The organism is Acinetobacter sp. YH12070, assembly GCF_013419625.1.
GTDB classification, from domain to species: Bacteria; Pseudomonadota; Gammaproteobacteria; order Pseudomonadales; family Moraxellaceae; genus Acinetobacter; species Acinetobacter amyesii.
This window is the reverse complement of record NZ_VOZT01000069.1, coordinates 1-12,123: the sequence shown is the minus strand read 5'-3', so window position 1 is coordinate 12,123 and position 12,123 is coordinate 1. Positions and strand designations below refer to the sequence as shown.

Genomic DNA, 12,123 nt, shown 5'->3' with positions numbered 1-12,123 from the left:
AACTAAAGCTGACTCTGAATACAGCGCAACTAACATCAAAACAACAACTGATGCAGACGGCAACATTGTTGTGAACATGGATAAAAACCTAACTGATCTAGAAAGCGTTACAACAGCTGATGCTGCTGGTACGACTGTAGTCAATGGTGCAGGTGTAACAACTACTGATACAGCAGGAAATACTTCATCATTAACTGGCGAAGGCTTAACAGCAACTGATAAATCAGGTAACACAACTGTTGTTAATGGTTCTGGTTTAACCATCGAAAATGGTCCAAGTATCACAATTGATGGTATCGATGCGGGTAACCTTAAAGTAACGAATGTTGCTCCTGGTGAAATCTCTGCAGACTCTAAAGATGCAGTTAACGGTAGCCAATTATTCGCAACAGAACAAAAAGGTCTGAACTTCACAGATAGCAATGGTACGGTTACTCATAAAAACCTAGGTGAAACTTTAGGTATTATCGGTGGCGGAACTAAAGCTGACTCTGAATACAGCGCAACTAACATCAAAACAACAACTGATGCAGACGGCAACATTGTTGTGAACATGGATAAAAACCTAACTGATCTAGAAAGCGTTACAACAGCTGATGCTGCTGGAAATACTTCAGTATTGAACGGTGAAGGTTTAACAGCAACTGATGCAGCAGGTAACAACACTGTTGTAAATGGTTCTGGCTTAACAATCACAAATGCTGATGGTTCAACAGGTCCAAGTATCACAACTGGTGGTATCGATGCGGGTAACCTTAAAGTAACGAATGTTGCTCCTGGTGAAATCTCTGCAGACTCTAAAGATGCAGTTAACGGTAGCCAGTTGTATCAAACAACTGATGAGTTAACAAAACTAGGTCTAAACTTTGCGGGTAACACAGGTACTGATATCCATAAAAACCTAGGTGAAACTTTAAGTATCGTAGGTGGATTGGCTGAAGGCGCTCCTGTAACCTCTGCAAACACACGTGTAGATGAAGTTGATGGTCAACTTGTTGTAAATATGGCTAAAGATTTAACAGATCTTACAAGCGTTACAACAACTGATGCAGCTGGTAACACCACAGTAATGAATGGTGAAGGTGTAACAGCGACTGACGTAGCTGGAAACTCTTCTGTTCTTAATGGTTCTGGCTTAACGATCAACAATGCTGATGGCACAACTGGTCCAAGTATCACGACTGGTGGTATCGATGCGGGTAACCTTAAAGTAACGAATGTTGCTCCTGGTGAAATCTCTGCAGACTCTAAAGATGCTGTGAATGGCGGTCAGTTATACGCAACAGAACAAAAAGGTCTGAACTTTGCGGGTAACACTGGTGATGATATCCATAAAGCATTGGGTGAAACCTTAACAATTAAAGGTGGATTGGCAGACACAGCTGCTGCAACTGATGCAAACACACGTGTTGATTCAGAAAACGGTAACCTCGTTGTTAAGATGGCGAAAGATTTAACAGATCTTACAAGCGTTACAACAACTGATGCAGCAGGTAACAACACTGTTGTCAATGGTTCTGGTTTAACAATCACAAATGCTGATGGTTCAACAGGTCCAAGTATCACAACTGGCGGTATCGATGCGGGTAACCTTAAAGTAACGAATGTTGCTGATGGTACAATCGCTGAAGGCTCTAAAGATGCTGTGAACGGCGGTCAGTTATATCAAACAGCTAATGAGTTAAAAGACCTTGGTCTAAACTTTGCTGATAGCAATGGTGTGGTTACGCATAAAAACCTAGGTGAAACTTTAGGTATTATCGGTGGCGGAACTAAAGAAGACAGCAACTACAGCGCTTCAAACGTTAAAACGACTACTGATGCTGACGGCAACATTGTTGTAATGTTAGACAAAAACCTTAACGCTGATAGCTTGACTATTAACGGTAAAGATGGTGTTGACGGTGCTCCAGGTACTCCAGGCTTCACTCTATCAGGCGCTACAGGCCCTGCAGGTGTTAACGGCTTACCAGGCGAAACGACTACACGTATCGTTTATGACGATGGTACAGGTCCACAAGAAGTTGCTACCTTGAATGACGGCTTGAAATTTGCTGGTAACCAAGGTGATGTAATTAATAAGAAACTTAATGAAACCTTAACTGTTCAAGGTGGATTGGATAACGCTGCAGATGCAACTGATGCAAACACACGTGTTGATTCAGAAAACGGTAACCTCGTTGTTAAGATGGCGAAAGATTTAACAGATCTTACAAGCGTTACAACAACTGATGCAGCAGGTAACAACACTGTTGTCAATGGTTCTGGTTTAACAATCACAAATGCTGATGGTTCAACAGGTCCAAGTATCACAACTGGTGGTATTGATGCTGGTAACCTTAAAGTAACGAATGTTGCTCCTGGTGAAATCGCTAAAGACTCTTTAGATGCTGTGAATGGCGGTCAGTTGTATCAAACAACTGAAGAGTTAACCAACAAAGGTCTAAACTTTGCGGGTAACACAGGTACTGATATCCATAAAGCATTAGGCGAAACTTTAAGTATCGTAGGTGGATTGGCAGCAGGTGCTCCTGCAACTGATGCGAACACTCGTGTAGATTCAGTTGATGGTCAACTTGTTGTGAACATGGCGAAAGATCTAACTGATCTTACAAGTGTTACAACTACTGATGCATCTGGTAATACTTCAGTATTGAACGGTGCTGGCTTAACTTCTACTGACTTTACGGGTAATAAAACAGTTGTAAATGGTGCTGGTGTAGCAACTAAAGATGCTGCTGGTAACTCAACTGTGATGAACGGTAATGGCTTAGTTTCTACTGACTTTACTGGTAATAAAACAGTCATTAATGGTTCTGGTTTAACTGTAGTTAATAAAGACGGTTCAACAGGTCCTAGCATTACCAATACTGGTATCGATGCTGGTGGTCTTAAAGTAACCAATGTTGCTGATGGTGAAATTTCAGCGACTTCTAAAGACGCAGTTAACGGTAGCCAGTTGCATCAAACAACTGTTGACCTAACTAACCAAGGTCTAAACTTTGCTGATAGCAATGGTAATGTTACGCATAAAAACCTAGGTGATACTTTAGGTATTATCGGTGGCGGAACGAAAGCTGACTCTGACTACAGCGCATCAAACGTTAAAACAACGACTGATGAAAATGGCAACATTGTTGTTATGTTAGACAAAAACCTTAACGCTGATAGCTTGACTATTAACGGTAAAGACGGTGTTGATGGTGCTCCAGGTACTCCAGGCTTCACTCTTGCAGGTGCTACAGGTCCTGCAGGTGTTAATGGCTTACCAGGCGAAACCACTACACGTATCGTTTATGACGATGGTACAGGTCCACAAGAAGTTGCAACCTTGAATGACGGCTTGAAATTTGCTGGCAACCAAGGTGATGTTATTGCGAAAAAACTTAATGAAACTTTAACAGTTAAAGGCGGTTTGGATAATGACGCAGATGCATCTGATGCAAACTTACGTGTAGATTCAGAAGACGGCAATCTTGTTGTTAAGATGGCGAAAGACTTAACTGACCTTAACAGCGTCACTCTTGGTAATACAGTATTGAACCAAGACGGTTTGACTGTTGGTGGAGCAAATGGTCCTAGCATCACAACTGCTGGTATCAACGCTGGTGGCTTAACAATCACTAACGTTGCTCCAGGCGTAAATGGTACAGATGCAGTTAATGTTGATCAGTTAAATTCTAAATCTGATGAATTAACAAACTTAGGTCTAAACTTTGTTGATAACAACGGTACTGTAACTCACAAAAACCTAGGTGAAACTTTAGGTATTGTTGGTGGCGGAACTAAAGCTGACTCTGAATACAGCTCATCTAATATCAAAACAACAACTGATGCAGACGGTAATGTTGTTGTGATGATGGATAAAAACCTCAATGCTGATAGCTTAGTATTGAATGGTAAAGATGGCGTAGATGGACAACCAGGTACTCCAGGCTTAACAATTACAGGTGCTACAGGTCCTGCCGGTGTAAATGGCGCTCCTGGCGAAACAACTACCCGTATCGTGTATGACGATGGTACAGGTCCACAACAAGTTGCAACTTTGAATGACGGCTTGAAATTTGCTGGCAACCAAGGTGATGTTATTGCGAAAAAACTTAATGAAACTTTAACAGTTAAAGGCGGTTTGGATAACAGCGCAGATGCATCTGATGCAAACTTACGTGTAGATTCAGAAGACGGCAACCTTGTTGTTAAGATGGCGAAAGACTTAACTGACCTTAACAGCGTCACTCTTGGTAATACAGTATTGAACCAAGACGGTTTGACTGTTGGTGGAGCAAATGGTCCTAGCATCACAACTGCTGGTATCAACGCTGGTGGTACAACAATTACTAATGTAGCAGCTGGTCAAGCACCGACTGATGCAGTAAACGTATCACAATTGAAAGATGCAGCTGCAGCAGCAACTACAGAAGTTAAAGCGGCAGATGGTGACAAAAACGTTAGCGTAACTTCAGCTACAGCTGATGATGGTCATACTATTTACTCAGTAGGTGTGAGCCGTGATCTAAACGTTGATAGCGTTACTCTTCCAAATGCTGATGGTAGCTCAACTAATTTGACAGCTGGTGGCTTGTCATTTAAAGATGCAGATGGTAATGCAACTGGACCTTCTGTAACTGCAAATGGAATTGATGCTGGTGATGAAAAAATTACCAACGTAGCGGCAGGCGACATTTCTGCAGATTCTAAAGATGCTGTAAATGGCAGCCAACTTTACGGTTTAGGAAACAACATCACTAATATCTTCGGTGGTAATGCTTCTTATGCTGGTGATCAAATTGTTTGGAATAACATTGGTGGTACAGGTCAAAACACAATTGATGACGCAATCAAATATGTCAATGACCAAACTGCAAATGCTAACCAAGGTTGGAACATAGCGACTGATAGTGGTACAGCAAATACTTCAACTGTTAAACCTGGCGATACAGTAAATATCAATGGTGATACAGCTAGCGGAGTAACTGTTACCAACAATGGAAACAACATTACTGTTGGTTTAAGTGACAAAGTAAATGTTGGCGATAAAGTATCTATCGATGGTACTACAGGCACAATTAACGCTGGAAACGTCACTATCAATGGTGAAGCAGGCACAGTTAATGGCTTAACCAATACCACTTGGAATCCAGACAATATCGTTTCTGGTCAAGCAGCAACAGAAGATCAACTTGCTCAAGTTGCTCAAAATGCAAGCAACCAAGCAGCAGCTTCAAAAACAGAAGTTACTCAAGGTAATAACATCGTTGTTACTTCATCAACTGCAGATGATGGACACACAGTTTACAATGTAGCTACTGCTGATGACGTGAAATTCAACAGCGTAGATGCAACTACAGTTACAGCTGGTTCTGTATCGGTGGGTAATGTAACGATTGACCAAAACGGCATTAATGCTGGTGGACAAAAAGTTACCAACGTTGCGCCAGGAACTGTTTCATCTACATCAACTGATGCAGTCAACGGATCGCAACTTTATACAACCAACCAAAACATAGCGAACTACTTAGGTGGTGGTTCAACTGTAGATGCGAATGGTAATACCACAGCTCCTACATACAATGTCAGCGGCGGATCATATAACAACGTTGGCGATGCATTAGGTGCAATTGATAACCGAGTTACAACGGTTCAAAACAATTTGGAACAAGCATTCAGTTATACCAATAACCGAATCAACAAATTGGAAGACAAAATGTCAGCGGGTATTGCAGCAACAGCAGCACTTGAAAACGCGCCATATGTACCAGGTAAATGGACATATGCAGCAGGTGCAGCGTACTACAATGACCAAAGTGCAGTGGGTGTGACATTACGTCGTACAGCTGATAATGGTCGCTGGTCCTTAAATGGTGGGGTCGCAGGCGGAACAACTGGTTCACCTCTATTCCGTATCGGTGTTTCTGGTGTGATCGACTAATAAACACAAAATTAGCCCATATTTCACAAGTGTTATAGATATAGCACTTGTGAGTCTAGGCACCCCTATATACATATTTGAGGTTATACATTATGAAAAAAGTCTTACCATTGTTATGTAGCGCAATTTTAGGTTTAACAATGTTGCCTGCTACGTTGACTCACGCTGATGAAACAGTGAATCAAGAAGATATCCATTTTCCAAAAGTAGAAGATAGTTATCTTAAACAAGTGAAACGTTATGAATATGACGATGTTGCACGTTTAGAAACAGGGCTCACAAAAGATCAGTTCCGTCATTTATTGGGTAATCCCCAATTTAATGAGGGTGTAGTTGTCAATCGTGTTTGGAATTATGTACTTGATATTCGTATTCCTAATACACAGGAATATAAACGCTGTCAGTTACGTATTGACTTTGATGAGAAAAAGATTGCACAGAGTCTAAACTGGAAAGGGCAGGATTGTCAGAATTTTAAAGTAGCACAACCCGTCATTCCAGTAGTACCACCTCAAGCGCAGGTTGAAACCCTAAATTTAAGTGCTGACGCATTATTTAAATTTAATGGTTCCAGTCTGAATGATTTATTACCACAAGGTCGTAATGAGCTCAATCAACTGGCCTCTGTGATTGCTACAGGCTATGTAAGTGTTAATCAAATCCATTTGGTGGGACATACAGACAGACTGGGTTCGGAAAGCTATAACTATCAGTTGGGTTTGAATCGTGCCCAAACAGTTCGTAACTATTTGGTACAACAGGGAACACCCGCTGAGGCCATTAGCTTTGCAAGTGCAGGAAAAAGTCAGCCAGTAACTAATGGTTGCTATGATGTTAAGCAGCGTCAGGCTTTACAGGCTTGTTTGCAACCGGATCGTCGTGTTACTGTCCAAATTACCGGTGTGAAAAAACAGTAATAACAGAATTTATTCTACAAAAGAAGACCGTATTCGTATGCGGTCTTTTTTTATGCTTTCCCTTTAGGGCGATGAGTTATAGAATACACACAATTTTTCATCAGTTTTGCGTAAGCATCCGACCATCCCATCTACCACCATTCTAAAAAATACGAGATAGTGCCCACTTATTTTTAAGTAGGCACTAAAATGGCACAGACAAACACAACCAAACCAAAACGACGGACATACAGCAAAGAACTCAAGGCCTATCTCGTAGAACAAGCCTTAACAGGCAAACGCTCGATTGCTAGCCTAGCTCAAGGACATGGCATCAACCCAAATTTACTACAGAAATGGATCAAATCTGTCAGAGACGAGAAAATCGCAGCAACCTTATCTCAACCATTAGCCAGCTCAAATATCGAAACCAATCTCATTGATCATGGGTCTGAGCCTGCTTTCTTACCCGTTATCCTGCAACATAAAACCAAGCACGAAATAACACCGCAAGCAACTGCCTTCGCCCCAACCCTCACAGGCATACAGCTTCAAATTCCTAAGCATAACGGGACGCCAATAACGTTAAGCATTGCTCAAATTGACACCCATAGCCTTATTGAACTGCTACGGGGCTTACAATGATACAAATCAACCAAATCTGGCTATCCACGACAGCCATGGACATGCGAAGTGGCAGCAACAAACTACTCGCCTTTATTCTAGAAAAACACCGTGGTATCAAACCGCACTGTGCCTACCTATTTTACAACAAAACAGGCACACGGCTAAAAGTGCTCATTCATGACGGACTAGGCGTTTGGCTGTGTAGCCGAACTCTAGATGACAGCAAATTTCATGGACTCAGTGAACGTCTCATCCGACATCACAGCCAATCCAACCAAAACACAGGGTTTGCCATCAATCAACAACAATTTAACGCCCTTATCAGCGGATTAGCTTGGCACAACTTAGGCAAAGAGATACTCACCCCCGTCATCTGAATCATAACATTAAAAAATTCCCACTATCACAACCAACTCGCTGACAAGCTATAGTGGTTATGGCAACATAGCGCCATGACCGATCACAGCCCAACCGACCTAACCAACCCTAGCTACGCTGAACTATTGGCTAAAATAGCCCTGCTTGAACAACAACAAAAACAGCAGCAAGATGCGTATCAACAGCGTCTACGAGAGCAGCAGCAACAATACGAAAAACAGCTTAAAGCCTATCAGGTTCAAATCGAACATCTCATCGAAAAACAAAAACTGCTCATTCACCAACTATTTGGACAAAAGAACGAAGCATTAACGCCCAAACAAGACCATTTGGGCAAAGAATCTGCTCTAGAAGACCTATCTGCCCTTGAACAAATTAAAGACAATGCTCAAGCCGAGCTTGATAACGACAGCCATACTGCATCGACAAACGAATCGGTCAATACAGATAGCCAAATGCTTATCACCCAAAGTGAAAGTAAGCAAACCGACACAAACTCAGATGACAACAAACTAGCGAAACCCAAACGCGAGCGGCGTATTGTCATCCCTGATAACCTAGAAGTCCGAACCATCATTCATGAGCCTGAATCAATCACTTGTGGTTGTGGCTGTCAAATGAAACAAATTGGCGAAGACGTACAAGACAAACTCGGACTTATCCCTGCTTGCTTTTACCGTGAGCGGCATGTTTATCCTAAATACACCTGCCGTAATGCTGCGTGTAACCGTGAGCGGTTGGTTCAAGCCAAAACCGAGCCCCAAATCATCGATAAAAGCATTGCCACGCCTGAGCTACTAGCCCATATCATCATTAGCAAATTTGCTGATCATCAGCCACTATACCGTCAAAGCCTAATCTATGGGCGAAGTGGCGTGCATTTATCCGACTCAACAATGGCAGACTGGGTAGGACGCTGTGGTGTCGCCCTTGAGCCACTGGTGAAACGCTTGCATGAATTACTATTAACCCAACCGATTCTGCATGCCGATGAAACCCCTGTCAATATTTTAAAGTTTAATAACAATAAGGGTAAGTTAAAGCAAGGCTATGTTTGGGCGTATCTGACCCCACAACATTGTCAAAGCTATGGTGGTTTTAAAGCCGTGGTGTATGACTTTGCCGAAAGTAGGCGAAATGAACACCCCAAAGCCTTTTTAGATAAGTGGCAGGGTCAGCTCATTTGCGATGATTACAATGGCTATAAGTGCTTGTTTAATCAAAAGCAAGCGGTTATCGAAGTCGGCTGTATGGCTCATGCAAGACGTAAATTCCATGAGCTTCATATCAAGGGTCAGAGTTTGGTGGCTCATGAAGCGTTGGCATTATTTCAAAAGCTGTATGCGGTTGAATGCCAGATTGATGCGTTATTTGAGAAAAATGAGACGCCAAGCCCTAGAGTCGCTACAACGGTAGTCGCCATCAGGCAACAACACGCAAAACCGATTGCCAAAGCGTTATATCGTTGGTTACAGGAAAAAAGGTTAGGCACAACCAAGAACGCAAGTATTACCAAAGCAATCGAGTATTGCTTAAAACGGTGGCAAGCTCTGACACGTTATCTTGAGGATGGCAGTTTGCCGATTGATAATAATTGGGCGGAGAATCAGATGCGTCCATGGGCGCTCGGGCGTAAGAATTGGTTGTTCGCAGGATCGCTTAAAAGTGGGCAGCGTGCTGCGGTGATTATGTCGCTTATCCAGTCGGCTCGTTTGAATGGGTTGGATGTTTATGCCTACTTGTCTGATGTGCTTAAACGTCTGCCTACCCATAAAGATAAGGATATTGATGAGCTCCTGCCTCATGTTTGGAAATTGCAATAGGGGTTGGTCGGATGCTTACGAAATACTTATTAAAATAAATTTATAGAAACCTTTGCACGAACAGATACACAAAAGTTCGTTAAAATGATATAATGCTTTATAATCAACCACATAACAAAAGACACCGACATGGCATGGAAACAAACAGGGCAGCTGTCCCTAGCAGACAGTCTAGTTAATCACCACAAAGCCATTGAAGAACTCGATGAACTACACAACCTCATCAACTGGCAGACTATCGAACACACCTTACGTCATGTTCATAACAGCGACCGTGGCGAAAGTGCCTTTCACCCAGTCATCATGTTTAAAGTCTTATTACTACAAAAACTGTATGGCTTATCAGACCCAGCCATGGAAAAACAACTGGCACGAGACTTACTCTTTCGCCGCTTTGTCGGGCTATCGCTTACCGATAACGTACCTGACCACAGCACCATCTGGCGATACCACAAACACCTAGGCGAACTTGGACTTACCCAACCCTTATTCAACCAAATCAATGAGCAACTAGCCGAGCAAAATATTATCATCAAAGCAGGCAGTGTCAGCATCATCGATGCCAGTATCGTCGAAGCCAAGAACAAACGAGCTAAAAAAGGCAAACATACCGACAATACCCAAGACAAAGAAGCTGCCTACGTCAGTAAAAAAGACAGCACAGGCAAAGTGAAAACCACCTACGGCTTTAAAATCCATCTAAACTGTGATGAAGACAGCTTTGTCAAAAAAGTTGAAACCACCCCAGCCAATGTGCATGATTCACAATGTTTTACCACGCTTTTAACAGGGAATGAATCTGCTGTTTACGCTGACAGTGCGTATAAAAGCCAAGCCCATGACGACTATCTTGCCAAGCATGAACCACCGATAAACAATTATATTCATGATAGAGCATGGCGTAATACCCCTTTGACCGAACAACAAAAACGTTCCAATACCCAAAAGAGCCAAACCAGAAATACGGTGGAACGGGTATTTGGTCATTTTAAATTGCATTATGGGATGAGCAAGGCTCGTCATTTAGGGTTAATGCAATTTCATACCAGTACAGTGCTTGCTAGCATTGTGCATAATTTAAAAACGGCCCTAAGTCTGAAACAAAAATATGGATTGGCTTAGGGTTATTGTGTCTGTTGGTTGGCAAAACTAGCCAATAGATCTGAATTAACTGCAATTTAGGAGAGTGTTATGCCAATTCGGTGACTTTTTCTATCTTTTAACACCAATTCCAGTTTTTAGTTGAGTTTGAGATTGGTGTCGAGAGTAGGTCGCTGGTTTGTGCAAAGGTCTCTTATATAGTTTATTTTAAAAATATTTTTAAAAAGGAGAGTAATATGTTACAGAAAATAGCGTTATTTTCTATAGGTTTAGCATTGGCATTTCAAGCTCAAGCATTTGATAAAAATCAAATCAACCTACAAAAGGATTTTTTTGGAAATTGGACAATTTATAATGCAAAAAATAAATGCTCTGAAACTTACAAATTCATTTAAGCTGATAAATTCCAATACACGAGCCTAAATAAACGAATGACAGGTGTTTTTGGTGTATTGCGTGATAAAAATTCGCCAAATTCTCTCGATATATTGAGTATGAAAATCGCAACTGATAATAAACATGCAGCATGTGCAGGGGTAGCACAAGATTTCACCAATGTAAATTTAAACCTTCCATTGAAATGGATTTCACCCAATACAGCCCAACTTTGTACTGATAGCTTAGGTACTAAATGCTTAGATCTATATTTGATTAAACAATAGCATTGTTTATATCCAGAAAAGGTTTGTCACTTTTTTTGATGTACATGTTTTAGAAAAATAGCTGAATGCTCTCAAGAGATACTCTAAAACCTGTCACAAAAGAAATAGATGCAAACCTTTTTTTATTTTGAGAAATATTCTCAATAGATTATAAGCTATTCTCTAAAATTTGCTTTGGATACAATACTTTTTAAAATTTACTTAACAATATCAATTTTGATAGAAATGACTAAAAATATTTAATGAAATGATATATTTCTATCATTAGAGTTCTTTCATAAGTCATTTTTTACTCAGTTCCATGTTATAGATTCCAGCAATTAAATTGAATCTTAAGCCTAATCTTTTGCCTCGATTACGATATCGTTCAGCAAGGATTCTGAAGGTTTTCAAACTCCCAAACACATGCTCAATCCCGATTCTTCTTTTATTGATTTCATGATTGTAAACTTTTAACTCGGGATCTAATTTGCAGCATTTCGTAAGCATCCGCTGAACACACCTTCTGAATTCATCCTATAAGCCTTAATTTAGTCCCCACTTAGAAACAAGTGGGGACTAAAATTTATGACTACAAATCATCAGACATCCATCGCATCTCTTGCGAAAAAACGAAGAACATACAGTGCTGAATTTAAACAGCAGATCGTTCAGGCTTGTAAAGCACCGGACGTTTCAATTGCTTCAGTCGCTTTGCAACATGGATT

10 protein-coding genes are annotated in these 12,123 nt (G+C 41.2%); 9 read left to right on the top strand and 1 reads right to left on the bottom strand.

Annotated elements, in window-relative coordinates:
• Window positions 1–76 precede the first annotated feature (76 nt).
• From FTU17_RS15265 to FTU17_RS17610, 8 genes are all read left to right on the top strand, one after another.
• Window positions 77–5,929 (top strand): YadA-like family protein, encoded by a 5,853-nt coding sequence (locus FTU17_RS15265; protein ID WP_218955565.1) that lies wholly within the window; start codon window positions 77–79, stop codon window positions 5,927–5,929.
• Between the two features lie 92 nt (window positions 5,930–6,021).
• The gene (locus FTU17_RS15260; RefSeq protein WP_180135946.1) at window positions 6,022–6,846 is read left to right on the top strand and encodes an OmpA family protein; all 825 of its coding nucleotides are present in this window, start codon (window positions 6,022–6,024) and stop codon (window positions 6,844–6,846) included.
• A 189-nt stretch (window positions 6,847–7,035) separates the two neighbouring features.
• On the top strand, window positions 7,036–7,470 hold the full coding sequence (locus FTU17_RS15255) for a transposase (RefSeq protein WP_160002932.1): 435 nt from the start codon (window positions 7,036–7,038) through the stop codon (window positions 7,468–7,470).
• Complete coding sequence (gene tnpB / locus FTU17_RS15250; RefSeq protein WP_180135944.1) at window positions 7,467–7,829, top strand: IS66 family insertion sequence element accessory protein TnpB; 363 nt, start codon at window positions 7,467–7,469, stop codon at window positions 7,827–7,829. The genes FTU17_RS15255 and tnpB overlap by 4 nt, the downstream gene beginning before the upstream one ends.
• A 75-nt stretch (window positions 7,830–7,904) precedes the next feature.
• Window positions 7,905–9,653 (top strand): IS66 family transposase, encoded by a 1,749-nt coding sequence (locus FTU17_RS15245; RefSeq protein WP_180135942.1) that lies wholly within the window; start codon window positions 7,905–7,907, stop codon window positions 9,651–9,653.
• 129 nt (window positions 9,654–9,782) lie between these two features.
• Entirely contained in the window at window positions 9,783–10,775 is a 993-nt protein-coding gene (locus FTU17_RS15240; RefSeq protein ID WP_180036307.1) for an IS5 family transposase, read from the top strand.
• A gap of 215 nt (window positions 10,776–10,990) precedes the next feature.
• Complete coding sequence (locus FTU17_RS17615; RefSeq protein ID WP_257227411.1) at window positions 10,991–11,149, top strand: hypothetical protein; 159 nt, start codon at window positions 10,991–10,993, stop codon at window positions 11,147–11,149.
• Between the two features lie 99 nt (window positions 11,150–11,248).
• On the top strand, window positions 11,249–11,416 hold the full coding sequence (locus tag FTU17_RS17610; protein ID WP_257227410.1) for a hypothetical protein: 168 nt from the start codon (window positions 11,249–11,251) through the stop codon (window positions 11,414–11,416).
• Window positions 11,417–11,698: 282 nt separating this feature from the next.
• Here the strand turns inward: FTU17_RS17610 and FTU17_RS15230 are convergent, their stop codons facing one another.
• Window positions 11,699–11,905 carry a transposase gene (locus FTU17_RS15230; protein WP_180135940.1) on the bottom strand — a complete coding sequence of 69 codons (207 nt, stop codon included), beginning with the start codon at window positions 11,903–11,905 and terminating at the stop codon, window positions 11,699–11,701.
• Window positions 11,906–11,983: 78 nt separating this feature from the next.
• On the opposite strand from FTU17_RS15230, the gene FTU17_RS15225 reads away from it, so the two are divergent.
• The coding region (locus FTU17_RS15225) for a transposase (protein WP_151760684.1) at window positions 11,984–12,123 on the top strand (140 nt) is incomplete at its 3' end.

What these genes read in the sequence shown, in the direction of transcription:
- FTU17_RS15260 (WP_180135946.1), top strand. Translation starts at nt 6,022, where the DNA reads ATGAAAAAAGTCTTACCATTGTTATGTAGCGCAATTTTAGGTTTAACA.
- FTU17_RS17610 (WP_257227410.1), top strand. Translation starts at nt 11,249, where the DNA reads ATGAAAATCGCAACTGATAATAAACATGCAGCATGTGCAGGGGTAGCA.
- FTU17_RS15255 (WP_160002932.1), top strand. Translation starts at nt 7,036, where the DNA reads ATGGCACAGACAAACACAACCAAACCAAAACGACGGACATACAGCAAA.
- FTU17_RS15245 (WP_180135942.1), top strand. Translation starts at nt 7,905, where the DNA reads ATGACCGATCACAGCCCAACCGACCTAACCAACCCTAGCTACGCTGAA.
- FTU17_RS15240 (WP_180036307.1), top strand. Translation starts at nt 9,783, where the DNA reads ATGGCATGGAAACAAACAGGGCAGCTGTCCCTAGCAGACAGTCTAGTT.
- FTU17_RS17615 (WP_257227411.1), top strand. Translation starts at nt 10,991, where the DNA reads ATGTTACAGAAAATAGCGTTATTTTCTATAGGTTTAGCATTGGCATTT.
- tnpB (WP_180135944.1), top strand. Translation starts at nt 7,467, where the DNA reads ATGATACAAATCAACCAAATCTGGCTATCCACGACAGCCATGGACATG.
- FTU17_RS15230 (WP_180135940.1), bottom strand. Translation starts at nt 11,905, where the DNA reads ATGCTTACGAAATGCTGCAAATTAGATCCCGAGTTAAAAGTTTACAAT.
- FTU17_RS15265 (WP_218955565.1), top strand. Translation starts at nt 77, where the DNA reads ATGGATAAAAACCTAACTGATCTAGAAAGCGTTACAACAGCTGATGCT.